Source organism: Candidatus Methanogranum gryphiswaldense, from assembly GCA_019262145.1.
Taxonomy (GTDB): Archaea; Thermoplasmatota; Thermoplasmata; order Methanomassiliicoccales; family Methanomethylophilaceae; genus Methanogranum; species Methanogranum gryphiswaldense.
In genome coordinates this window covers 738,850-765,004 of the sequence record CP076745.1, presented here as the reverse complement: position 1 = coordinate 765,004, position 26,155 = coordinate 738,850, and the positions used below count along the sequence as shown (strand labels likewise).

At 38.4% G+C, this 26,155-nt stretch carries 25 protein-coding genes; 14 read left to right on the top strand and 11 right to left on the bottom strand.

Features of this window, described 5'->3' with window-relative positions:
- Positions 1–273: 273 nt before the first annotated feature.
- The 3 genes from KRP56_03895 to KRP56_03885 all read right to left on the bottom strand — a co-directional run bounded on the left by KRP56_03895 (position 274) and on the right by KRP56_03885 (position 3,529).
- On the bottom strand, positions 274–1,482 hold the full coding sequence (locus KRP56_03895) for a glycosyltransferase 87 family protein (GenBank protein ID UAL07003.1): 1,209 nt from the start codon (positions 1,480–1,482) through the stop codon (positions 274–276).
- Between the two features lie 216 nt (positions 1,483–1,698).
- Positions 1,699–2,628 carry a hypothetical protein gene (locus KRP56_03890; GenBank protein UAL07002.1) on the bottom strand — a complete coding sequence of 310 codons (930 nt, stop codon included), beginning with the start codon at positions 2,626–2,628 and terminating at the stop codon, positions 1,699–1,701.
- A 31-nt stretch (positions 2,629–2,659) separates the two neighbouring features.
- Entirely contained in the window at positions 2,660–3,529 is an 870-nt protein-coding gene (locus KRP56_03885; protein ID UAL07001.1) for a DUF3784 domain-containing protein, read from the bottom strand.
- 72 nt (positions 3,530–3,601) lie between these two features.
- Between KRP56_03885 and KRP56_03880 the strand changes: the two genes are divergently transcribed.
- The 9 genes from KRP56_03880 to KRP56_03840 all read left to right on the top strand — a co-directional run bounded on the left by KRP56_03880 (position 3,602) and on the right by KRP56_03840 (position 12,090).
- Complete coding sequence (locus tag KRP56_03880; GenBank protein ID UAL07000.1) at positions 3,602–4,447, top strand: pyridoxamine kinase; 846 nt, start codon at positions 3,602–3,604, stop codon at positions 4,445–4,447.
- Between the two features lies 1 nt (position 4,448).
- Positions 4,449–4,934: a GNAT family N-acetyltransferase gene (locus KRP56_03875; protein ID UAL06999.1), complete on the top strand. Its 486-nt coding sequence runs from the start codon at positions 4,449–4,451 to the stop codon at positions 4,932–4,934.
- A 7-nt stretch (positions 4,935–4,941) separates the two neighbouring features.
- Complete coding sequence (locus tag KRP56_03870) at positions 4,942–6,663, top strand: YgiQ family radical SAM protein (protein ID UAL08391.1); 1,722 nt, start codon at positions 4,942–4,944, stop codon at positions 6,661–6,663.
- Entirely contained in the window at positions 6,644–7,333 is a 690-nt protein-coding gene (locus tag KRP56_03865) for a DUF45 domain-containing protein (GenBank protein ID UAL08390.1), read from the top strand. The genes KRP56_03870 and KRP56_03865 overlap by 20 nt, the downstream gene beginning before the upstream one ends.
- A gap of 84 nt (positions 7,334–7,417) precedes the next feature.
- Positions 7,418–8,335 carry an SEL1-like repeat protein gene (locus KRP56_03860; GenBank protein ID UAL08389.1) on the top strand — a complete coding sequence of 306 codons (918 nt, stop codon included), beginning with the start codon at positions 7,418–7,420 and terminating at the stop codon, positions 8,333–8,335.
- 2 nt (positions 8,336–8,337) lie between these two features.
- Entirely contained in the window at positions 8,338–8,997 is a 660-nt protein-coding gene (locus KRP56_03855; GenBank protein ID UAL08388.1) for a sel1 repeat family protein, read from the top strand.
- A gap of 231 nt (positions 8,998–9,228) precedes the next feature.
- Positions 9,229–9,726 (top strand): hypothetical protein, encoded by a 498-nt coding sequence (locus KRP56_03850; GenBank protein UAL08387.1) that lies wholly within the window; start codon positions 9,229–9,231, stop codon positions 9,724–9,726.
- A 91-nt stretch (positions 9,727–9,817) separates the two neighbouring features.
- Positions 9,818–10,699 (top strand): trypsin-like peptidase domain-containing protein, encoded by an 882-nt coding sequence (locus KRP56_03845; protein UAL08386.1) that lies wholly within the window; start codon positions 9,818–9,820, stop codon positions 10,697–10,699.
- A 1,169-nt stretch (positions 10,700–11,868) separates the two neighbouring features.
- Positions 11,869–12,090, top strand: coding sequence for a hypothetical protein (locus KRP56_03840; GenBank protein ID UAL08385.1), 222 nt, complete (start codon positions 11,869–11,871; stop codon positions 12,088–12,090).
- A gap of 566 nt (positions 12,091–12,656) precedes the next feature.
- Here the strand turns inward: KRP56_03840 and KRP56_03835 are convergent.
- Positions 12,657–12,857 carry a hypothetical protein gene (locus tag KRP56_03835; protein ID UAL08384.1) on the bottom strand — a complete coding sequence of 67 codons (201 nt, stop codon included), beginning with the start codon at positions 12,855–12,857 and terminating at the stop codon, positions 12,657–12,659.
- 94 nt (positions 12,858–12,951) lie between these two features.
- A complete protein-coding gene (locus KRP56_03830) occupies positions 12,952–13,155 on the bottom strand; it encodes a hypothetical protein (protein ID UAL08383.1) in 204 nt (67 codons plus the stop codon).
- 232 nt (positions 13,156–13,387) lie between these two features.
- On the opposite strand from KRP56_03830, the gene KRP56_03825 reads away from it, so the two are divergent.
- Positions 13,388–14,068, top strand: coding sequence for a hypothetical protein (locus KRP56_03825; GenBank protein ID UAL08382.1), 681 nt, complete (start codon positions 13,388–13,390; stop codon positions 14,066–14,068).
- Positions 14,069–14,132: 64 nt separating this feature from the next.
- On the opposite strand, the gene KRP56_03820 is transcribed toward KRP56_03825, so the two are convergent.
- The 4 genes from KRP56_03820 to KRP56_03805 all read right to left on the bottom strand — a co-directional run bounded on the left by KRP56_03820 (position 14,133) and on the right by KRP56_03805 (position 19,061).
- Positions 14,133–15,362, bottom strand: coding sequence for a DUF4263 domain-containing protein (locus KRP56_03820; protein UAL08381.1), 1,230 nt, complete (start codon positions 15,360–15,362; stop codon positions 14,133–14,135).
- On the bottom strand, positions 15,363–15,791 hold the full coding sequence (locus KRP56_03815; protein ID UAL08380.1) for a very short patch repair endonuclease: 429 nt from the start codon (positions 15,789–15,791) through the stop codon (positions 15,363–15,365). It abuts the gene before it with no gap.
- 710 nt (positions 15,792–16,501) lie between these two features.
- On the bottom strand, positions 16,502–16,744 hold the full coding sequence (locus tag KRP56_03810) for a hypothetical protein (protein UAL08379.1): 243 nt from the start codon (positions 16,742–16,744) through the stop codon (positions 16,502–16,504).
- A 7-nt stretch (positions 16,745–16,751) separates the two neighbouring features.
- Positions 16,752–19,061 (bottom strand): hypothetical protein, encoded by a 2,310-nt coding sequence (locus KRP56_03805; protein ID UAL08378.1) that lies wholly within the window; start codon positions 19,059–19,061, stop codon positions 16,752–16,754.
- A 141-nt stretch (positions 19,062–19,202) separates the two neighbouring features.
- On the opposite strand from KRP56_03805, the gene KRP56_03800 reads away from it, so the two are divergent.
- Positions 19,203–20,399, top strand: coding sequence for a DUF2130 domain-containing protein (locus KRP56_03800; protein ID UAL08377.1), 1,197 nt, complete (start codon positions 19,203–19,205; stop codon positions 20,397–20,399).
- Positions 20,400–20,456: 57 nt separating this feature from the next.
- Here the strand turns inward: KRP56_03800 and KRP56_03795 are convergent, their stop codons facing one another.
- Complete coding sequence (locus KRP56_03795) at positions 20,457–21,275, bottom strand: HNH endonuclease (protein ID UAL08376.1); 819 nt, start codon at positions 21,273–21,275, stop codon at positions 20,457–20,459.
- Positions 21,276–21,528: 253 nt separating this feature from the next.
- On the opposite strand from KRP56_03795, the gene KRP56_03790 reads away from it, so the two are divergent.
- From KRP56_03790 to KRP56_03780, 3 genes are read left to right on the top strand one after another with little or no spacing between them, the layout of a single operon-like run.
- On the top strand, positions 21,529–23,397 hold the full coding sequence (locus tag KRP56_03790; protein ID UAL08375.1) for a hypothetical protein: 1,869 nt from the start codon (positions 21,529–21,531) through the stop codon (positions 23,395–23,397).
- Complete coding sequence (locus KRP56_03785; protein UAL08374.1) at positions 23,387–24,199, top strand: hypothetical protein; 813 nt, start codon at positions 23,387–23,389, stop codon at positions 24,197–24,199. The genes KRP56_03790 and KRP56_03785 overlap by 11 nt, the downstream gene beginning before the upstream one ends.
- The gene (locus KRP56_03780; GenBank protein UAL08373.1) at positions 24,189–24,947 is read left to right on the top strand and encodes a hypothetical protein; all 759 of its coding nucleotides are present in this window, start codon (positions 24,189–24,191) and stop codon (positions 24,945–24,947) included. The genes KRP56_03785 and KRP56_03780 overlap by 11 nt, the downstream gene beginning before the upstream one ends.
- 75 nt (positions 24,948–25,022) lie before the next feature.
- On the opposite strand, the gene KRP56_03775 is transcribed toward KRP56_03780, so the two are convergent.
- Positions 25,023–26,150 (bottom strand): hypothetical protein, encoded by a 1,128-nt coding sequence (locus tag KRP56_03775; protein ID UAL08372.1) that lies wholly within the window; start codon positions 26,148–26,150, stop codon positions 25,023–25,025.
- Positions 26,151–26,155 lie beyond the last annotated feature (5 nt).

The following is a 26,155-nucleotide window of genomic DNA, read 5'->3' as shown; positions in this document are numbered from 1 at the left end:
TATCCAGGAGTTCGCCGAAAATGCTGAAAATGATTGGATCCCATGTATTTTTAACATTCAGCCAACACTGGGCCTCCCAATGGTCTCTGTCCAATTTCTTCCATGAATTGGTCTGTTGATCCTTCTTCATGAACTAGATCGTACTGAATCTATAATTTGGAATTAATTTGCATCATACTTGATAATGGTCTAATGATGAACCTAAGGTCAGCGTTATTCCCTGTTTTGATCACAGCTAATTTGACGTTAGATCTTGTATTATTCAAAAGACCGTCATACGGTGCAATCCGTATCACATGCAGTACTTCTTGTTCCAGGACGGGTCTCTATTATGATCAAACGTATTACTTCGATCATCAATGCAATGTGAAGGATATTTCTAATGAAGACCACAAGCACAGCCCCATTATTCAACTCTACAAGATAATCATACGTGAAATCCCCATTGATCATTGAAAATACACCATAGAAGAATGCCAATATGAGGAGTTCATTTCTTATCTTTGTATTGAAACAATAGAATTGTGTTATCGTTAAAAGCATAAGGACCCAAATTATGTATTGCGCGGAGAAGACCTTATTGAACAATATGAATATGATGATCATCTCCAGACCCACTATGGCTGCCACCCTGTGAACATGCATCGAATCCCAGTCGGACCTCATTCTGTATATTCTCATCAAGGCCCATATGAAGAAGACCAACAGAGCGATAGGGAGAACATATCCCAAGATATGGCTTACCGCATCTGGCAATTCACCTACTAGATTATGGGACCCATAACTGAAACCTACAGAGATCGTACCTGGGTCGAATATGTTGAAGAACATTATGAAAGAACTGGCAACCGATTCTATCTGCAATCCGCGATCCAAATGATAGAACAGGTAACTGAATGCAGTGGACGGATCTAATATTATGAACGGCAACGATATAAGCAGACATACCGACACGCAGATAATGATGCCTTTCACTACTGCAACATAATCCTTCTTCAACAGCAGAGGAATGAAAAGAACCGGTGCTATGAACAACGGGAATATCTTGGTCATGACCCCGAGAGATATGAGTATCCACGAGGCTGTGTATTTTTTCTGAAAGAAATAATAGAAGGACATTATGCAGAATACAGTGGGGTATATGTCATTCCTTGCGATGACAAATATATTGGCCATCAGTAGGGTTATCAGCAGAAGAAAAAGCAGTCTTCCGTTGTGCGTCTTGTTCATCTCAGCGATCTTTGATACATAATATACTCCGATTGCAAAGAATATGAATGCCTGAAATGTTTGGATAATGCAATATGTGTCATGGTCCGAAGTAAATAGCCTTGGTATCACCATGAATAGCAATGATACCGGGGGATATTCGAAATCAAAATCACGGTATGGAACCAAGCCCTCGACCACATAACTTGCATATGTGAAATAATGGTCCACGTCTGCCCATTTTGCAAAATACACTATTATGGGTATGAACATCAAAACGATCAAAAATGAAATCTTAACAAATCTTTTAACACTGCAATCCGGAAATAATATGCCGTATAATTTCTGTGTAAAATTGTTATTGATCATATTTTTCCTTTTAAACATGTAGTTCTGAGACCCTTAATATGTTTGATGCTTTTGTTCTATAATGGATAGAATAGCATCATAGAAATAAAGTAGTGGTCATTATTTTGTTGATCGCAGCTATTATTTTGGTACTATTGGCCTGTTGGAGAAATTCTGTATGTATTCCCTTGCACCGTTCATGTCCAAAGCGACTTCACGCATGAGGTGCTCTTCTGCTTCCTTTATCTTATTTAGGGTCAAATATGTGTTCGCCAGGTCCTGATGCAGTTGAGCGAGTACGTGAACGTCATCCAATTTATTTGCTTCCATCATTTGTTCCAAGAGAACAATGGCCGCTTTCCTGTCTATTATGTAGCTATCAATGAGCCCTTTTTCTTGTTCTATATCCCCTTTTGATATGAAAGCAAAGACCAACGACATAACATCTTCCAGATCTCCCCTTTCCAAAAGCTCCGTTCCTATAGATATAGCATCCGCAAATGACTCTATTGCCTCTTCCTTCATCTCAAGATCTATCTCCGACTGACCTTTCAGATTCAATAATTCCAAATAACGATTCTTGGACCAGGAATCCTCTTTTGTCAAAAGTAATGACCAAGCCTTATTGACAAATGGTTCTATCTCTCCGGGAAAATTCTCATCCACAAGGTTCTCCACACATCCTATGCACATGAGTATGATCTTCTTCCGGTCATAATATTTACAACCATCTTTCAACTCATTGAGCCTCGTGGCCGCGTTGGCATAATCATCAGCCATCGGCCTCAGATCGTCGCCTCCATGTATCTCACCTCTGGAAACGAATGCCTTTACAAAAGTTCCAGCATCTACATTTCTGCCGGATGCTTCCATATGCGCGATTATCTCGACAGCATCATCGAAATCGGATATGGCAGATACATAATACTCCATCATCGAAAGGATGCACCCTCTGTTGATGTACGCGTCCAAGAACTCCTCGTCCGTACCTCCATCAAACTCGAGTCTGTTGACCTTATTGTTGTAGTCCTTCAGAGCAGTTTCCAAGTGTTCATCTGATGATGGCGCCATAATATCTACCTATATCCTTCGACGATAAAAATCAAACGGCCAATTTTATGAGAAGATCCTCATAGAAACTCGTGGTATCTGCCACAGAATCTTGATTGAACACAAGGACCTCATTGTTGTAATGTACCACGATGTATAGATCCACTGACTTGTACACCCCAAGATGATAATCGCCATAGAGATCATTATGGAAAAGACCGGAAAGAACATGAGCTCCAGCAAATCCAGATGCACGGTATCCCAAATCCAGGTTCTGCTTCAATTCAACATAACCGATCTCATAATACGATATGTTCTCATCGAGCATGGGAGCACTGACATGCAACTCGTCATCTCCCAATTCAGCATCGACGGAACCTGACTGCGTCAATGCATATATCCCAACTATTGAGACAACTGCTATTGCTGCCACTACAACACATATTACGATCTTTCCTCTCTTCGATAATGATGACTTCGGCCTAACAGTGGGATCTTTAAGATAACGGCCCCCCGTGTTCATATATATCAAAAGAACGACCGCCAGAATTATGGCCAATGCGGTAGAGAATAACAGCGTCAATAGATCGTCAAAGAAGAATATGGCTACCATCCCGATCAGCACAGGAATACATATTATCAATAACACCCATCCCGTTGCCTTTGCCAATGCACGACCATCAAAACAAGCCCTGTTCTCTTTAGACATCATATTGTATCCAGATATGAGAGATTGCCCTTTTCCTGTAAATGCCATATATACGCCCAACGCAATGATTGGGACAAAAATCGCTATCATCAAAAATCCGATCCAGATGGAATATCCAGATGTTAGCGATCCCATTCTTGTAAGCATCAAAACAAGTGGAGATATTGTCGATACTATCAACAAAAGTACGAACAATCTCTTCTCTTTATCCATGACTGCAAAAATACATCCACCTTTAAAAAAACTATGGACAAATTTATTATCATAGACATATAACCCCTGGTCATGCAACAGAAACGCGTCCTCGCCATACATGATATCTCATGCTTCGGAAGATGCTCATTAACAGTCGCACTCCCAATAATATCCGCAACAGGTCTGGAATGCACGGTCATGCCAACAGCCGTACTGTCCACGCACACAGGCGGGTTCACGGGATTCACATATAGGGACCTCACTGAGGATATGAGACCCATAGTCGATCATTGGAAAACACTTAACCTTAAATTTGACTCCATATATACAGGATTTTTAGGTTCTTTCGAACAGATCGAGATAGTATCTGGCATATTCGATGATCTTAAAGACAAAGATACTTTGATCATCGTAGACCCCGTGATGGCCGACAACGGAGAACTCTACAAGATATTCCCAAAGAATTTCCCTCAAGGTATGAAAAAACTATGTAAAAAAGCAGACGTCATCCTTCCTAACATAACGGAAGCATGTCTCATGGTCGGGGAAAAATACATAACTGGCCCATACACAAAGGAATGGATCGAGAATCTTCTGAGAAAACTTAGTGGACTGGGCTCAAAAAAAGTGGTCCTTACTGGGGTTTTCTTCAACAATGAGGACCTCGGAGCCGCCGCTTACGATGTGGAAGCCGATACCATCGAATACGCATTCCACAAGCTCATACCTGGTTATTATCACGGTACCGGTGATGTATTCGGTTCTGTCATTGTATCCTCCATGGTTAACGGCCTCAGTCTGAAAAGAGCCAATGAACTTGCCGTAGATTTCACTGCTGAGAGCATTGTCAGAACAAGAAATGCAGGCACGGACATAAGATTCGGTGTCAACTTTGAGATGGGCATACCCAAACTACTGAAGGATATGGGTCTTTGATATGTCAATAACATTTGCCAACACGTCAGAAGCAAGAGAAATATCAAAAATGGCCAACGAGATCTGGCATGAATATTTCCCTGACATAATAGGCATCAAACAAACAGATTACATGATAATGAAGTTCCAAACCGAGAAGAAGATATTGGAACAGATGAACGCTGGATATCAATACGGTTTCATCTTTGAAAAGCATGAGAAAATTGGATATTTTGCTGTCAATCCAGAAAAAGATTCACTTTTTATTAGTAAGATCTATATTTACAAACAATTCAGAGGAAAAGGCCTAGGTTCAAGATCCATCCAAGAGATACTCGATATCGGAAAAACGCTCAACCTAAGAAGAGCCTACCTTACTGTGAATGTTGACAATTCTACAGCATGCAGAACATACGAGAAGAACGGTTTCACTATAGAGAAAGATGTGAAAACTGATATCGGAGATGGATTCTACATGAACGACCACGTCTACGAGTACATTTATTGAGGCGCACATGTTCATACCTACAACAACAGAGGAAGTAAAGAAAAGAGGGTGGAAATCACTCGACATCATCATAGTATCCGGCGACACATACATTGATTCGTCTTACAATGGCGCCTCGATAATAGGACATTATCTGATCGACCATGGTTTCAAGGTCGGGATCATATGTCAACCAGACATGTCCTCGGAGATCGACATAAGCCGTCTAGGTCAACCAGATCTTTTTTGGTCTGTGACCGCCGGTTGTGTCGATTCCATGGTCGCTAATTACACACCGACGAACAAATTCAGAAAAGATGATGATTTCACTCCTGGCGGAGAGAACAACAGACGTCCAGACAGGGCCTGCATTGCATACACGAATCTCATCAAAAAATACTGCAAGGGAAAACCGATAGTCCTCGGCGGTATAGAAGCGAGCCTCAGACGCATAGCACATTATGATGTGTGGTCCGATTCAGTGAGAAGGTCGATACTTTTAGACGCGAAGGCGGACGTCATAACATACGGGATGGCGGAACTTTCCAATCTGGAACTTGCCTGCGCGATACGCGACAATAAGGAATGGAAGGAGATCAAAGGAATATGTTACATGTCCTCTGAAAAACCTAAGGATTTCATAGAACTCCCGTCATACGAAGAGGCAAGTGTAAAAAAAGATAAGAATCATGATTTTGTGACAATGTTCAGAATCTTCTATGAGAATTGTGATCCTGTAACAGCAAAAGGACTCGTCCAACCACACGCCAATAGGTTCCTTGTACAAAATCCACCGCAGAGGAGTCTGAAACCTGTGGAATTGGACGCGATTTATTCTTCTGATTACGAAAATGTTGTCCACCCATATTACGCAAAACAAGGACACGTCAAGGCTGTCGAAACCATCAAGAACTCAATAACCACGCACAGAGGATGCTATGGAGAATGCTCATTCTGCGCTATCGCCGTACATCAGGGAAGGACAGTCGTTTCAAGGACCGAGGGTTCGATCATCTCTGAAGCAAGAACAATAGCCAGTTCACCTAATTTTAACGGCATTATCTACGATGTAGGTGGTCCGACAGCTAACATGTATGGCATCGAATGTGAGAAAAAAGCAACACATGGAGCATGCAAAGATAAAAGATGCCTATACCCCAAACCTTGTCAGAACCTTCCTCTAAATCATAAGAGACAGATAGACCTTCTGGAAAAACTATCATCTATACCCAATGTCAAGAAGGTGTTCGTTACATCCGGCGTCAGATACGATATGATCGTATACGATGGGATATCCGGTGGAAAATATCTTGACTGCATAGTAAAGGACCATATATCTGGCCAGATGAAAATAGCACCTGAACACACTTCGAAAAAGATATTGGACCTTATGGGGAAACCAGACTCTAACGTTCTGCTCGATTTCAAGGACATGTTCGATGATTCCAACGAAAGATCTGGAAAACAACAATTCCTGACATATTATCTGATGGCTGCCCATCCTGGATGCCATATGGGTGACATGGAGGAACTGAACAGATTCATTCATAGTGAACTGAAAACCAACCCTGAACAGGTCCAGATCTTCACACCAACGCCTTCGACCTTAGCGACCATGATGTACCACACCCACAGGAACATCAATGACACTGAAGACATCAGAGTAGAACATTCAATGCAAATGAAACAGAGGCAAAAGGACATCATACTCGATCCGCCCGGGAGGAAGGATGCGTTCAAGAAGCGATGAGGAATTAACAGAACTTCTCACTCCTTTAGCAAAAAAGCACAGATACACTGAATTCGATGCTTGTTTCAAGAGCACGAGGGACCTTTCTGTATCGTGGAAGATCCGTCTGAACTCTTTAGAACTGTCGATTTCCGATTATCTCATCGATGCACCCGACGAAGCCCTCATTGAATTCACTGAATCGATCATAAATATGGCCAATGGAAAAAAGGCCCCTTCTATGCCCGCGTACATGGAATGGATAACCAGCGATACATTCAGAAAGAATAAACGCAAACTTTTCATCCAAAGAAGCAAGAATCTTGCAAGAACACATGTTGGAAAACAATATGACCTCATGGACTCGGTCCAAAGACTTCTCGATACGGGTCTGATAATACCTTCCGACATAGACAATTCCTACTATACCTGGACGGACAGACCCAACTACAGAAAGGTCGGATACTGTTCACCGCTTGTCCGCATAGTGGCAATATCCAGCGCACTCGACGATCCGAAAGTACCTGAAAATGTCCTGGACTATGTGGTCTTTCATGAGACCCTGCATCTGAGACAGGGATATCGCCCATTCCAGCGGTCGCATGATTCCGATTTCAAACATATGGAGAAGAATTATCCGGACAGAAAAGAGTGCGACAAATTCCTCATGTGCCTCAAAAAGAATCTTTGAAACAGATAAAAATATCTTTAAATCTGTCCCATCCTCCGTCTAACAATCTCCAATAATAAATATACAAACCTGATTTCCCGATACATGCCTGAAAAAAAATTCGTACTCGAGACCGACAATGGCGACGTTGAGGCGGACATAGACGAGATCATGGCCCTTGCAGCAGAAGGCAACTTGGACGGACAGTACACATTGGGGCTATCCTACCTGTATGGTTGGGAGATCGGACAGGACATCGATAAAGGCTACGAATATCTTGAGATAGCCGCCGAAGCCGGGCATGTTGATGCGATGACCGTTTTGGTAAAAATGCTCTTTACAGAAGATTACAAGGGCATGAATGAGGAAAAGGCCCTTGAATATTCTAAGAAAGCAGCCAAAGCAGGTGTTGCAGAGGCCCAGTTCTATCTCGGCGTGATGTATCTTGACGGAATAGCCATCGAACAAGATTACGAACAGGCCGCCAAATGGTTCAGGAACTCCTCCAACAAAGGATTCCCCGAGGCCAGGAACTCGCTCGCATACCTTTACCAAGAAGGACTCGGCGTCGAAAAGGATGAGAGCAAGGCCTTCAAATTATACAGGCAGGCCGCAGAGAAGGAAAGCGTCAACGCCATGTATCAGGTAGCTTGCTGCTATGAGGTAGGTCTAGGAACTGAGACCAACAGATCGAAGGCAGCAGAGTACTACAAGAAGGCCGCGGACCATGGTGACGTCTACGCCATGGACAGATTGGGAATATTGTACTACAACGAATCGGATGACCTTCCACAGGACCCCAAGGAATCCTTCGATTGGTTCATGAAGGCCGCACTCGCCGGATATTCTGAATCGATGTACTGCATCGGATGCTATTACATGGATGGTTTCGGTGTCACATTGGACAAGGAAGAAGGTCTCAAATGGCTCAATCTGGCCAAAGACAACGGTTGCTATTCTGCCGAGACGCTCCTTGACAAACTTAAAGAGAACCCTGACGATATGGAAGACGAAGAGGAATGAACATGCGCTCAGGACCATTGTTGAAAAATGCTCAGGAAGGAGATGCCGAATCACAATACAAAATTGGTATCGCATACTGTCTTGGTCAGGACGGATATGCGATCGATTACAATATCGCTGCCAAATGGTTCGAGAAAGCGGCAGATCAGGATTTTCTCCCAGCAAAACGTGAACTTGGCATCATGTATCTTACTGGAGACGGCGTAAAGACCGATGCAAAAAAGGCATATTCATTGCTTTCTGAAGCATCCCATGCACTAGATCCCAATGCAATGTACCATCTCGCGCTGATGTATGAAAAAGGAATTGGGACTGAAAAGGACCTCTATGAAGCGGTCAAATTACTCGCTTATGCCGCAAGCACAGAATATCCTGGCGCAGATCTGGATGCAGAAAGGATCAATGATATGATCACAGAACAAAGGATCAAGGACCTGAAAAGCAGACCGCTGCTCAACTTGGAAATATCCGATGTCGACGTCATGGCAGCATGTTGTAAACCCATGTTCGATGCGATGGTCAACGAAACGATCGTTGTGATGGACACATACCAAGGACCTCAGCTCATCGGAGAAGATGAGAATGGCAATGACCTCCCCATCAACAAATGCCCGTTCTGCGGAAAGGTCGTGAAAAGAGTTCCTAGGAACAAAAAATATTAATTAGGGTCTGCAAGGTCCCCTGTGATCAAATGATGATCATACAAAGACAAGGACCTTGCAACGATCCGATCTACCATTTTAACCAATTACAATATTTTGTTTTTTTCTTAGATCGAATGGCCATTTTTTCAAATATGTGGCATATCGTAAAAAAAACTATATGCTATCAAAAACATACAGATTTGCAAGCAATAGCATATTGCTGCACAGGTGAACATAATGGATGGGAACATGGAAATTAAAGAACAGGTCAGATTGATGCGCTCTGTGATCGGACGTAAGATCATGGAAATCGATGAATACGACAAAAAAGCAGCAGATAACAAAGGTGAAGAATCTGAGAAATACCTCAATATGATCAACTTCCTGACGAATGATATCGCAGGTTACAAAACGATCGTTGAGGACCTCAAGGACGGATCTAACGATATGACGGGAAACCTCTACGATATCGCATCTCTGCCATCGGAACTTGCACAACTCTATATGGAATTCTATCTTCCCAGTCTTAATGAGGCCGATCGCGAGGAAGAAGACCTTGCAATGGAACTTAAGGCAAAATACGCCATGGACCTTGCAAAAGTATACGTCATGCACATCGGAAGAATGGCACTCGTCGACCCCAGAATCGTCGATATGATCATGGATAACGAAAAACTCGTCATGACCATCGGTAATGCGATTCTTGATGCACCAGATATACTGAAAGCACTCAACGAACAACAATAAACAAAAAAGGGATCCGTCCCTTTTTCAATTCTCTTTTTTTCGCTTTTTTGGGCCCAGATTGATTTTATAGTAAAATAAACATGATGCAGATATGTTCGCAGATGCTTGTGAGAAGGCAGCATTATTTACCCGCCCTGTTATCGTTTCGACAAGGACAATTGACGGTACGGTAAACGCAAGTTGCGGTTCATTCATCGTATTGAACGATCAGGGTTGGATCCTTACCGCAGGACATATGTTCGACTCGTTTGTCAAATTCCAAGCCGATCAGAATAAGATCAAGGAGATAGAGGCTCTAAACAACAATCGCCAAAGATCTCCAGGGTCTCCCGAGAATTCTATAAAGACAGATCCCACTTGGCTCACAAATCATTCTTTTTGGTGGGCATGGGACGGAGTGAGATTGGTAGATGCATACGTGAACAGGCAGATCGATCTCGCCGTCGGAAGGTTGGAACCATTCAACCCCCTGTGGATCAAAAATTACCCCAAATTCAGAGACCCTGCCACAATGCGCCCAGGAACCAGCCTTTGCCGCTTGGGTTTCCCCTTTGCACATGTGGAATCTGAATTCGTTGAGAATCAGAATGCGTTCCGCATCAAGAAAGGAGTCCTCCCGCTTCCATTGTTCCCCAATGACGGGATACACACTAGGAACATCCTGAATGGTACAAGCAAGGATGGCAATTACGAATTGTTATACGTGGAAACATCGACCCCTGGTCTGAAAGGACAATCGGGTGGACCCATATTCGATAAGGATTGCAATCTGTACGCATTACAGGTCCAGACTGCACATTTCCCACTTGGATTCCAACCTACGGTCGAGACCAACGGACAAAGGGTAGTGGAGAACCAATTCATGAATGTCGGACTCGGAGTACATGCGAAGACCATCATGGCGATCCTGAGGGACAGACACATAAAATTCGATGTTCAGGGCGATGAATCAGGATTCCGCATCATTGATTGATATTTGTTAAGCTAATAACTTAACAAATTAAATATTTTTAACTACTTTACTTTATCTTACATTTTATCTATTGTCATTGATAAAAATATAGCTTATTGCTTAATTAACGTAATTATTTACAGATTACAATTACACATTATAATTTACATTTAATTTTTAAGTTAATTGCTTAATAACATATATTATTTGCATTAGTTCGTTTCATAAAATAACACTATTTAAAAAATAAAGTAATTAGCTAAATTAGATTAATTTTTTAAGTACTATCTCTTGATAAATGTCTATAATGTATAGAACCATTATTAATTAAGTTAATAGCTTAACTAACATAAATAATTGCTAAGGGTAAAATTACGTTATTATATATCAATAAAAATTAACTTAATTAAGCTATTAACTATAAAATTTACATAACATCAAATTATGTTCAATTTTTTGCATTATTTATACAATATTACCTTAAAAATGAAAAATAATGAAGAACCTATAGGGAAATAATCAAATTTGAATGCAAATTGATAGTAATCGCGTCCACGACGGACTCCCGAATATCAACTCAAACAGACCGGTTTTGCATTAAAAATCCATGAGTTTTGATACTGAAATCCAGAAAATGCATATTATATTGGTGATTTTTCAACTTTTATAGTAATTGATCAAATTTTTACAATAATAATTGGATTTTTTACTATAGACCTTAAAAATAATTGCAATATGAAATTTATATATTTAATTAAGTTATTAACTTAATTATTATTGGACTACAATAAAATAAACAATACGCTGCAACAAATAATGTTAGTTAAGATAAATACTAAATTATTATTATATAACCAAAATAAAAATTTGCATTCTGTAAATAAGATATGTTATTAAGCTACTACATTAAATATATTAGATTTAAACTAAATCAATTTGTATTGTTATAAAAAATGGCATTCCATAATTATCTGTTCCGAATCTTAACAGGACATTAGACAAGAAAGAGATAGACCAAGAATCCCTGTTCAGCAAAAAACAAATCTGCAAAGAACTCAGCGACCCTGAAAGGGTCAAAGCCCTGCAGGAACTCGAAATAGCCACTAAGCTGTTCAACGACGATAAGAGGATGGAAGTAATCTCCATCTCACCAATGCGATAAAACACCTGGTATGTGGCAGTGAGATGGCATGATGGCCTTATTCGAAACAGGTACCATAATGATGACCTCAGGCATACGTGATATGGCGAATGACATGCTTTTCAGATCAGTGATCGATAAAGCTCCCCAATGCTATATGAACGGTGATCGGGGCAGCATCAGCGATGATGACAAAGAAGCTAACGATGATGCTCTGAAAAATGATGACAGATTATTCTCCTCGTATCACATAGGCAGGACTAAAATCTAGATCATCACCCAATGGAACAGATCGGTGACCACAATACTGTTACCGGAAGAATATTAAATATATTCCAACTCAACAAATTAGAAGTCAATTTCGTTGAGTTGAGAATTTTTAATTTATTTTAGACTTTTACCGCAATTTAAACAATACTTATCCGTTGGATCATTGACTGTTCCGCAATATAGACATTTCCCTCTTTCTGCTTTAGATTCTTCTGTATGAATCTTATAATTATCAGAAAAAAAGGACAAGCCTATATCAGATTTGCACTTTGAACAAATATATTTTCCTCTCATTGCTATGTAATAAAACAAGGGAGGGATTATTCCAACGAATATACAAGTGATTACAGAGTTATTTATCATCCCGCTGAAATAATCTCCAGATTCTTTTGAAAATGATGCTAGACATATGAATATTATCGATTCTACCAATATTAATCCGACAAATACCAAGGTTTTGAATTTTGGCACATATGTTCGCACCTCGTTACATACTGGACAAAATCTATCTGTTATAATCATATCATACTGTATGTTTGATAAACGATATAGTCTTGTATCCTGAACTCAGTGCGATCTACATATCAACAACTGAACCTCCCTGTCAACAGTCGTCAGCGATCTCTCCAGATTCTCAGGCTCGCTTCCATACCTTTCTCTGACCACATCTCTCGTGCTCATCAGCAGATCGCGCAATGCGAACAGGATTTCGTACTGACATTCATAAATTGTTTGCGCGTGGCCCCTTTCCGAATAATCATCGTCCATGAACAAAGGACGATCGCCCGTTTTATAAGGAGTTACTACTACAGTTAGTATAACTCCTGCAGATCCATAAAGATCTAAAGGGTTTGATGGGTGCTCATTCGGTCCGATCGATGAAACTGTAAAGCTCCCCCTCCGCACAGCGGAACACCCTTTCGACCTCCTCGGACCTTTTGCCGTGGATTCTGTCGATCATGCTGTCTGCCAATAACAGGAGATCCCTTACCGCGAACAGTATGTCGTACGTATCTTGTTCCATCGTTGCTTTCTTCTTCTTTTTGAATGCATCATCTGACTGCATATCAGATAAATATTGAAAATGAAAATTAAAGAAAGGGACTACAGTAAATATAACTGACAGAAAGTGCACACATTCGAACTCCTTTTTCGGTGCTTTACCCTTCGCTCCCGCATCGTCCGCGGGGCATATCGTTCCTTTTCCTCTCTGTCTTGAAAAAGTAACGTAAGCCCGCTTCCTTGCAGCTCCCGTTCATGGGTAAAGCCCCTTCTGAAAAAAGGAGTTGTAAAGAAATATGACAACAGATGAAAGAATGAACGAGATATTCGGAAGAATAGGAAACGACTTCGGATACGATAGGACTACCGCAGAATTCATGGCCTTCAAGGACTTCAAAGTCAGATGGCAGAGAAGCTACAAGTGGACTGAGTTCAAAGTATCGGATTATCTCAACGATGCTCCGGATGAAGTCATCGAGGACCTCGTGAGAACACTGTTCTCGAAACTCGGAGGAACATACGATCAGGGATATTCAAAAGAGATGTGCGATTGGGTTACAAGACCTGAATTCTCGCAGATCAAGAGACCGATATACTTGAAGAGGAGCAGAAACATCCTGAGGAATGCCAAAGGCGACTTCAGGGACCTCCAGGATTCAATGGACAGACTTTCCGATATAGGACTGACAGAGAATACGGATGACGTCTACATAAGCTGGTCGAAGGAGCCTGTGGCGAGGAAAATCAGGAACAGCTCTGTACTGATGAAGGTGATATCGATATCGAAACATCTCGACAGCGAGATGGTACCTGATTACGTGATAGATTACTGCCTGTACCATGAATTATGCCATGTGATTGTAGGATTCGATCCCACCAGCGAGAAGCACACCTCGAGATACGAAGAACTAAATTCTAAATTCGAAAAGAAAGAAGAAGCCGAGAAATGGATTGAAAAGATGTGTTTCTACCATTAAACAAAGAGAGGCCGTGAGCCTCTCTAAACTTTAATTTAATAAAAAATGGAAAAAATCCAATCCATTACTTCTTATCAATTATTATGTCTCCATCCGTACCAAGAGCTTCAATCAACGTGTCTATACGTTTTATCATATCATCATAGGTCATTATGTCTATAATGTGCGAATAATGCCTCCTTGTCAACTCAAATCCAAATAACTCATCTTCATCCAAATCCTCCAACATACCAATTATCAATAGGCCTCTCGGATTGGAAATCCTTAATTGCATACCATCTGGAAGTTCATCCTTATAAAGCGCTGTGAGTGTCTCTTCACCTTTTTTACCCCAACTACTCAAGGAATACAGATAATTCTCTATTTGAATTACAGAATTAGATAATTCTTTCGAAGGTATGGCATTATTCCTGTATCTTTGACTCTTCAAAATCACTTTTTTATCTGGGATTTTAACTTCTATGACATCGACATATCCTAAACTGTTCACTATAAGAAAATCTACAATTTTTTTATGTCTGTTTACGGCAGGAAGATTAACACCCTTGATTATACGAACATATTGTGGATAAATCACACGAAATAACCTTAAAATTTCCAATTGCCAAGTTAACTCATTATAAGAATGCCTATTTTTCAGCATATCTTTTAATTTATCACGTGTGTATGTGAGCCTCTCGATCTCCAGTTCATTCAGTAGTGATCTACTAGATTCAGATTCCTTTAGGCCTCTTGTTTTTTTACTTACATATTCCATTAATTTCTTATCATAATCGGTTTTTATATCCAATTCATCAGATATTACCCTTGCAACCCTAGACCTTATGTAAATGTTGATCTCTTTTTTATCTGGATACTTTTGTTTTGCTTCTTTTAAAGTATCTAATGATATCTCCCCTTCTCCATCTCCAATTATGATCTCACTTTTAAGGATATTATCAAGTACTCTGATCACAGGAGTTCCTTTCATTAATTGAAAATCATCTAGATATAATTCGAAACCCTTGCGAATCTTCAATGGAAATTTCGTTCTTATAGCCTCTTCATTAAATTTATAATAATTTCCATCAAAATATCCTACTTTGAAAATTGCTTCAAACTCACCTATCTCTTTCAGATCCGATTGTTTGAATTCGAACAACCCATTATTGAGAATAACATGTGGCTGCTCATCTTTTCCAGTTTGACCATCCAAATATTGAAATCTATTGTAGATCCAATCTGTATTTTCTCCATATAGATAATGGAATAGAACCTCATCGTTAGTGTATTCTAAATAATTTTCATTTATCATTCATTTCACTTTTTGTTCATCCACGATTTTTTTAATATATTCTGCAACCTCATCTGGATTCTCATCAATATCAGAATTCCAGACACGTACTACAGTATAACCGAGTTCATTCATTTCTTTATCGATTTCTAAATCCATTCTAATGGATCTGGCTATCATTTCTAACCAGAAATCGGCATAATATCTTGTATCGCGTGTGACCCTTTCTACATCTCTGCAATGCCAAAGGTCGGAAACACAATATACGGCAATCTTTTGTTTTAAATATACAATGTCTGGACAACCTGGAAGATCGTCAATATCTTTCTTATAACCTGAATAGATTTTAGAAAGTTTCGAAGATAAAACGTATGCATGACTAAGTCTATGCTTCTTTGAAGAATAATACATTTCTTCAAAATCGTTTTCAATCGATACATCCTCAGACATTTGTAACAGTATACGTGAATAGTGTTTTATTTCTTTTTACATTATTAAGAGATCGATCCTAGATTCATCTTAATATGAGTTTTTGGGCTTTACCATTCTACTTATCCTTCGTAGAACATGCAATTCCTTTTCCTATTTGTTTGAAAAAGTCACGTAAGCCCACTTCCTCACAGTTTCAATCCGAAGGTAAAATTCCTTCTGAAATTCATAAAAATTGAAAACAACTTAGGATACGACAGATTGAACGCAAAGTTCATTACTTTGAGGATTCGATGAACAGACTTACCGATATGGAACTGACCGAAAATACGGATGACATCTACATAAAATGGTCGAAGAAACTTGCGACAAGGAAAATCGGGAACCGCTCGATGCAATGAAGATGTATCATATCAAAACATCTCGAAAATAGAGAAGTTCATCGGTAATCTCTACCTCCTCACGGGGATCTATAGAATCAAAGTGTTCAAGCCCATAATAACAGACAAAAAAAGAAAGATACAGTGCTATCCAATATAAAACTCAAAAATGAGGATAGACCCGACCGATATATGCCCTAAAGATTAATAGTAATATTCATAATAATCACACTTCATTGTATCTGAAATGTCTTCTGTTCCGACAGGCTTACGTTGAGTATCAGCTTTCATTGAACAATCCTCTGTTCAATACAGCGATAACATAATGAATGATTAAATTAGAAATCGACTTCATTCTACTTGTGCTGAAAATTCAATTTTTATTTTTGCTATTATATCCTCCAATAATTGGCAAAAAAATCTAACAACGTCCTCATTTTTACCAGTATTATTTGTGCTAGTAATTTTATATGTGTCTCCAACTTCAAAAGATAATATATCCAAAATATTTTTTGCATTTATTTTCATATCTTCTTTTATCGTATGCTTAACAACACTGTCTACAATAACATCAATACTGTTATCGTCTTTCATCAAAATATTAATATTTTTTTCCATAAACACGCAACCTTTTTTCTATCGTTTCTCTTCCACCATCCATGTTTTCCGCAATGATGCCAAGAATATTTACATCGTTATCTTCATATTCCAAACAACCATTTACTGCTGTTATGGTACCATTAATCTTTTTGAGAAAAACAACATTATCGACATCCATATTTACGACCATCAAAGGACTGTGTGTTACAAATATCAATTGTTTTTTATTCCTTAAACTTTGAAAATAATTAATTAACTTTAAACTTATATTATTGTTGGATATATTATCTTCTGGTTGATCAATTAGTATGACATCCCAACTTTTATTATCTTGTGTAAAATATTTGTAGTATGCCAAAGACATTTCTCCAAGCGTATTTCCTATACCTGAACTAGACCCCTCATCTTTTATATATCGAATAAAGTTGGTTGATTCCTCAATAAATTTTTGAAAATTAGCATTCCAGCAATCATCAATATTTGAAACATCTGTGCAGATCATTACTGCCTCAGAAAATTCCTCTAATGTATTTATTTTTTTTAACGATTCTTCATTTTGATATTTTTTTACAAACATTTTTGAATAAAATCCTTTTCCCATGTCCTTTTTATCATAGTTTGCCTCTACGTTAAATTGGAATCCTTTAACTGTTTTTGAACTGGTACCATTCACTTTTTTTGGTAATTCCGGCCAAGACACTATTTTATTTTTACTTTTTAACGCTTCAACTATTTTAAAAATAAAATTTGATTTTTTACATTCATAATTTGTGATATCTTTATCTTTTGATGTTGATAAAGGATATACTTTTAACATATAATCAATACTACAGCTTGTGACAATTGATTGAACTTTTATTTTTATCTCTATCGCATCATTTTTAATTTTAATTTTATCTTTAATTTCCGATAAATTATTTAAAATATCATTCAATTTTTGAAAATCCTCACTAAAGTATACATCGCCTAATAAAGATTCAATAGTAGTGATCAATCCATCTATGATCTTTAATTTAGATCCGTGATTATTCTCAATTGGTTTCATTTCAGAATCTATCTGAATGTAATGTGTCTTATCCAAATTATATTTTTCAAATTTTATTTCATTCTTATACAACTCACTTAATACTTTTTCATTATTAATTGAATATTCAATATACTGCTTTAATTCTCTTGAATATTTACTATACAAATCAGTAAATTCAGAAGTGTCGATATCGGGATAGCAATTCGTGTCAAATAAACTACCCTTATTAAAATTAATTATTATCTCACCCTGCGAAATAAATTTCAATATAGGGTTTCCTTCTTTGATGCTCTTTATATTGTTCTCTTTTACTATCTTTACTATGTAATCTTTCTTTGATTCCTTTCCACTAATCTGTTGCAATAAAGTAGACTTACCTGAACCATTTTCACCAATTATTGCGTTAACACCATTCACCAACTCTATGGTTTTATTTCCTATTTCTATACTACGAATATATGAAATATTACTATTTTCAATACTATTCAATCTAAGCTCTGGAGAACTTATAGTCATTAAAAGCCCCTTGAATGTGGGCATCATTTTTGATTTAGAATGATGAAAATTGGGATTTCCATTTATTCCATCATGATTAGGATAATATCTCCAATCATGACAATCGCTCCCAGAAATTAACAAAATATTATGTGGTAGATCTTTGAGATTACTATTTAAAATTCCTTCCACATTTGGTTTTTGAAATTCTAATGCATCAATATAACCGATTTTTATAACATCTTCCACATTTAATGTAGAATCGCTTAATGATGCATTTTTTCCATTATGATTAGAAATGTCTTTTCTTTGAGATGCAATTAATATTGTATCCATTCCAATATTCTCTAATAAATTCTCAAAATCTTTTTTTAAATAAAACTCGTCTTTTTTCATTAATGGTTTTTCATTGATACATTTTTCAATATGAAGATACGCAGCAATAGAATTTTTTGCATTAAATATGCAAATTATATGACAATCTTTCATATCTTCTTCTAACTTAACATCAAATTCAATTCCTGCTAAAATATTCTTTACATTAGGGTATTCATTAAGTTTAATTATTCTTTCAATCTCTTCATATAACTCGGCATCAAAACGATTGTGATCTGTTATTGAAAATAAAGATACTTCATTTTCATTTAATTTATCAAATAAAATTCTAAGATTTTCTTTTGTTGAATTATCAACCACATTTGGAGCTTCTTTATATATGCTCTTATAAGAATGAATATGTAAATCAAATTTTATTATCTTTGCAGTTTTATTATCCTCTGAATTTGCCATACTCAACTATGTTACCATTTATCAATATATATAATTAATAACATAAAACAACAATAAATTGATAAAACCTGCATACTCTAAAATAAAAATCAAAAATGATTATATTTAAAAAAGAATCAAAACAATACATCAATGATGTCAATGAGTAAAATAAAATGCCCAAAATGCGGAACTCTCATAGAGATAGACAAAGCATTGGAGGATCAAGTGGAGACCAGGATAAAACTGGAACTCGAAGAGCAACATAAGAAAGAACTCGCTGCCGCTGCCAAAGAGAATGATGAGAAGATATCTGCAGCAAAACAACAGGCAAACGATGATGCTCAGAAACTTATCAGAGAGATGCTTGAGAAAGAAACAGAAAGGATCAAAAAATCCCATGAACAGACAATCGAAGAGCTCAAGAAGGACAAAGAAGCAGACAACAAGACCAACACTGAACTGCGCGAAAAGCTGAACGGCCTCCTAGAAGAGTTACGCACAGAGAAAAAGGCACGTGAAGAGGCCCAGTTAGAGGCCAACAAGAAGATCCTTGAAGAGACCGGCAAGATCAAAGAAGAAGAAAAGAAAAAGGCCGACGAAGCATGGGAACTCAGATACAGACAGATGGAGAAACAGCTCGAGGATACGAAGACCGCCCTCTCGGAAGCCAAGAAGAAGGCCGAGCAAGGGTCCCAACAGAACCAGGGAGAGGTATTGGAGCTGGAACTGGAGCAATGCCTCAAGAACGAGTTCCCATACGACGAGATCCTGGATGTCAAGAAGGGACAGAGAGGCGCCGATATCAAACACCTGGTCAAGAACTTCTCAGAGGAATGCGGCCTCATATTGTGGGAAACGAAGAATGCCGCTTGGCAACCATCGTGGATACAGAAATTCAAAGAGGACATCCGCGAATCCAATGCCGTAATTGGAGTATTGATCTCGGTCAACGTACCGGAATCATACGGGGACATATCGCAAGTTGACGGGATCTGGATCACCCGTCCAAGATTCGCATTGGCCGTAGCGAGACTGGTCCGTACACAGATGTTGGCTGTATACGCGGCGAACAAGAACTCCCAGAACAAGGATGCCAAAATGGAATTCCTTTATCAATATCTTACAGGACCGGAGTTCAAACATCGCGTAGAGGCAATAATCGACAATTACAAAATGTTAAAGGATGAACTGGATAAGGAGAAGAGAGCGACTGAGAAACGCTGGGGTAAACAAGAGAAGGCCATTGAAGCAGTCATCAGGAACACATCTGGTATGTACGGTGACTTCCAAGGGTTGATCGGCAATGCATTAGGCGAAATCAAACAATTAGAACCTGGAAATGATGAAAAGGAATGAGTTCCTAGAAACTTTTTATACATATTTCCTTAATTTGTTTGCCTGATAAGCTCCGTTTCATGAATCCATGAAAACATTTTTACGATGGTAATCGAGGTAAAACTCGCCTGCCGGTATCCTAACATTTATATCAATTTTCTTTCCTTCAAACGGCGTGAAAACTCTGGATATGAAATCCTTATCATAATATTCTTTGAATCTCGGCGAATACATGACTGCCCTATCCTCGTCGATACCCATATAACCCTCATCGAATGCAATGTGATACAACACATTCAGACAAAGCCCGTTCCTTACATCCATACGTTGCGAGCTGAGATCCCCTTCGCAATCTTTCCAGGGTTTTATATGGCATGCCTGAAGAAAAATCGGCACATCCAACCCAGTTACACAGCATCTGCCATTATATGCGGCCATTACCCTGCTTCTGAAAAGAGGCTGATTCACTCTTACCTTTGCAATACGTTCTACAATGCGACCGTCAATTGAAATGTCATATGACAAATACGACTTTTCATTGTTATCTGATATGAGGCCTTCCTGAATGATTTTCCTGGCCTTGTCAGCCTCAGAATCTATATCGGAAAATCCGCTGTCATGGAATCTTTTCCACACATCACTCAGCTGAGAGGAGATATTGGACATTCCCTTTCTCCTGCCATTATCCAGATATTTCTCATCCACAGATTTCAGATTTTCCATTTTGAATCTAATTGCAGTAGGGGTGCGCGGATGTCCATTGTCCGTCAGAAATCTAGCAAGATCTATAATTTCAGGATTATCGCTGTGAATCTTTGCATATGGCGTCCTCGAATAGAGTTCCACCACAAGAATATCTTCCTCCGTTGAATATGGAACTCTTTGGATTTCTTTCATACCAAATAATATTTTAATAAACACTTTAATCTGCCGGGTTTAACAATTCTAATAATCTAACATAACTCTCTAAAAAAATAAAATTTATAACAGATACAGAAATAGTGTGAATTCGCGTATTCCCTTATCTATAGCAAAACACAAAAAAAAATTATTCTGATAGCGCATGTATTCGAATTGCTTTTTTAACAATATGATTTATAATCTGACGAATTCATACCAGCGATTATCCTTGACGTAATCGAGTGGTATCATGAAATCTTGCTGGAAGTTTCCGAAAACAAATAGTTATCAAAAGATAGGTATCAACGCAAATGAAATAGACAGCAGGAATTCACCAATTCAAACTTTTGTCAGAGAAATCTGTCAAAACAGCAATGACTCCTCTGTTAAATCACCTGTTAAAGTAGTATTTCATAAGTTTATGATTAATACGGCAGATTTTCCGGATGTTGATTCTTTCCGTGAAGTTCTCGGATATTGCAAAAATGAAACTCGTAAGATCGATAAAAATACCTTCGCGTTCGAAAAATATCAGCAGAGAGAAAATTATCTCAACAAACAAAATATGACTGTAATGCGTATCAGCGACTTCAATACTACTGGATTAATAGGTTCCAATGAGAATGAAGATTCCGCAACACCCTGGAATGCTATTACTTTGGGCAAAGGAATTTCGAATAAAGATTCTCAATCCGGCGGTTCCAAAGGAAGAGGGAAGGAATCATTCTACAGAATGTCTGGTATCGGTTGTGTATTTTTTTCTACACTGGATACTGAAGGATATGAAGCTTCTCTTGGATGCTCTTATCAAATCACATATCGCGATGATGATAACGTAAAACATGACAGTGTAGGATGTTATAATGATGAAAATGAAAAGCATTCAGCGCACCAATTGTTTTTAGATCCTGATTTCAGCAGAGATGTTCCAGGTACAGACATATACATACCGGCTTTTATTGATAGTTCGAATGATGACGATCAGATAAAACTCGCAGTAATCCGCGATTTCTTTGTTAGCATTCTAGAAAAGAAATTAATTATAGATATTAACGGCGTTATTATTGATGACAATTCCATTCAATATGTTTTAGGATGCCTCAATCCTATTGCTGAGGAAGAAGTTGCAGAGATTAACCGCATTTCTGAATTAATTAAATGTTTTCTTGAAGGCCCTAAATACATTTGTGCTGATTATGGAATTTATTTGGCCAAATCAGAAGATAATTTCTATGTTGCATCTGTCAGAGCTGGAATGACCATCAGCAGCAAGTTTCATAAATTGCCCCGTGAAAAAATAATCGGTCTTGCAATTATCAGAAGTCCGAAAGCTTCTTCCCTTTTGCTTTCTGCTGAAGATATATCCCATAATGAATGGAATATTGAAGTGACTGATGAGTCTCGTAAGAAAGATGTGAAGAATCTTATAAATGCAATAAAAGGAGATATTCGTAAAATTGCTGATGAAATGACAGCGCTGGATATGAAGGATAGCAAAGATGCGATCGGTCTCAACAGGTATATTCCTGTGAATGATGAAAATGAGAATGTAGAAATTTCAAAAAAGGAATTCTTTTATGATCCGATCAGCAGGGTCAAAACTAAAAAGAAAAGTTCCGAACTGTCGAAACCTTTGGCTACTGTTAAATCTATATTGCCTGCCGGTCAGACAGAAGAAGAATCATCGTTTGATTACGACAGTGATACCAAACCCATACATAACGATACAAATGAATCAGTTGTTGATCCGCTTCCTCCCTCTGTCAATCCTGTCAGCGATAGCGATTATAAACGTATCTTTAAAATCAGACAGGTCAATCTTATAAAAGTTCGTACAATTTGCACTGATATCAAAAATAATTCATATCATATTATGTTTAATGTGGATAGTTCTGATGAAATTTATCTTAAAGCACACATTATCTATGCAGATAACAGCGATGGGGGAGCTGTTGACATAAAGGCTGCGTACGGCCCCAACGGAACAAAATATAATGTGTCAGATGGACGCATAGGTCCTATTCATCCGATAAAAAATGAGCGCAATGCTCTGACAATTGTGTTGGATTATCCAATTTCCTGCAGAATCGATGTGGAGGGTGAGAAAATTGTCCAATAATTACCCCTATCCTAAACTGCAGAAGAATTCAGACGATTATCTTTCAATTATCAATTGTGATATTTCATGTTCTGATTCTGGTATTCATCTTGTTATCAGAGGTAAGTTTGAGCTTATAGATGAAGAACTGAATGCACTTATCGAAGAAGGAAATGCCAATTTTTGCATTTTGATCGTATGTTCCGCTACAAACAGCAAAAAATTAGTCAAGATTCCTCAGAAATTCATGTATAAGCTTGTAAAGTCTGAATTTGCAGATAAAATTGTAATTACCCCAGGCATAATCATGAATGAGGAAATACGCGGATATACTAATGAAAATTTAGATAAAGATTACAGCGGTCTTTTCATAATACTTCCCAAAGGAGCTATGATTGCGGAAACAGAGAAGTATGAAATTACCATTTTCCGCGATCCGAATGAAGCCGCCGAATCTATCTGCCGTTTTATGTCAGGTGATAGATATGCGTATGCTTTTGAAGAGAATTATATTGTGATTTCTTTACCTAAAGTTGTATTCGAAAATTATAATTCTTTGAGACGGAAAGAATGCGGACAGATATTTACGTCAATGTTTGTCGTTCCTGTCCTCCAACAGGTAATACAAAGTTTTTGGATTGAAACTTCTGAAGAAATCCCCTATAAATGGTATTATGTTTTAGATGGAAAAATTCATGATCTTATTGGCGACTCTATTGAAGGTTTTTCGGCATATGACATTGCAATGAAAATTATTGAAGACATGATGTTTGAATCTAGCAGTTACCTGTCCAAATATTACGGTGATATAAATGAATATTGAAAAACTCGATATATCCTGTCTGCCTAAGATTACTGAGGCCGTTCCAATCAACATTAAAAAATATCTTTTTAATGACAATTACTGGCTTGGCGATTTTATCCGTGAACTTGGATATGATTCCCAGCTTTCATCACTGGAAGTGGACCCTATCCCTTTTGTTATGAATCCAGACAAAGAACCGCCATCTACCGATGTGGAAAATGCTAAGATCATCTATAAAACTCTGAATTTATCTCCTGAAGTGGCTTGCAACGGTGCATTTTGGACCATTATGTCTCATCATTATCTGCCATATCTCAGATATCGCTATAAACTTGATCAGAAGACTGAAGACGAGCAGATTTCAAAAATTCAGAAAGAATTTGTATTTCCTGTTGTTCTTACAAAAAGAAATAGAAGAGAAAGTGTGCTTCCCCGTCTTTGGACTATTGCAGACATGACCTTTGACCCAACTAGAACGGGAAATGAATTCGAACTGACTGAGGTAATGCTTTCTAATCAAGATCTCGCCAATAATATTTTGGATCGTACTTTATTTATGAATAAATATGTGACTCATACATTTTTAGACTATTATAAATCAAGATCTGATTCAGGCAATCCTCTTTCCAGGGATGAAGTGAGAGCTCTTCAGGTATTTTTGTATGCTTACAGCGATATTGTTGTAATCGAATCTCTAGATTCTTTTGAAATTAAAACAAAGATATTAGAATTCGAAGATTGGTATAAATCAAAATATAAAAGCTGACAGGAAGTCTCCATGTCTTAATTAACTGTGTTTTATATTGCACCCAAAAATATTCAGATTCCTTTACATACAATCTTAGTTATCTAAATATTCCAATGAAAAATCCCTGTATCCGAAATCTATGGAATAGTCCAGATCTTTATTTTTATAGACTCTGACACAGTTGATTCCCAGCATCGAAAGCATATCATATGTAACGAGCTCCCCTTCCGATACATCCAGCACCTGTCTGAGGATCCACTCTCCTAAAGCCGAATTCGGATTTGTCATCAATGCCTTATCATTCTGCTGGCATATCTTCGCTGAAAGCACTGTCTTTCCGTCGGGAAGCCTCAGATCGAAGGGCCTGTCCCTTCCCGGGAAGAATCCTGGATGTTCCCTGTGTATGCGTATCGCGACCGGTATGTATACCTCATCGTAATCCCTGGCCCTGCCTCCCGCATTCCATTGGTTTATTCCGCTCTTTTCAGGAACATACGGATTTCCGTTCCTGACAGAATAAAGCGGTAGCTCCACACATTCCTGCGAAGACATTCCGCCTATAGTCCCTGTTCCATTATCAAGCAACTTAAGGAGGACATCAAACGGATCCTCGATTATATCTACGTCTATATCGAGCAGGGGCCTCGATATATCGAATTTCGAATAAAGGGTACTCTTCGATGTATTGAAGAAGTAATCATTCGAACCGTCAGAAAAAGCCACTGCACTGCTCCCGTGCTTCTTCCCCTGCACAGATATCCTGTCGATGTCTATCTGCTGCATAGGGCACTCAACTATGCTGACACAACCAGAATCTCTTACAAGACAATGATACTGTATATCGGAGATTCCATATGTGCGTTTTGTGAAATCTATCCTCTCATTCCTCAGTTCAGATACGCATCCGACCAATTCTGTGAGGTCCATCCCTCTGAATCTGGGGCTATCCTTGTTAAATTCTGCCACCTTTTGAAAAGATGGTTTCTTTCCGACACCTAAAAATGTCTTTATCCCCACTCCGAGATCTCCCAGCCTCGCATCGACTGAACAGTCCGATCTCGAAAGATTATCTGCACCAAAACACCTGCAGAACATATTCTCTGCAAGACGGTAATCGATGTACGGTTTATCATTCTCGGAAAAAAGATTCGATATGAGACAAACTGACTTAATGAGCCTTTCATACTCCCTTATTGAATCGGATCTTCTTTCAATGGCCAATTTTC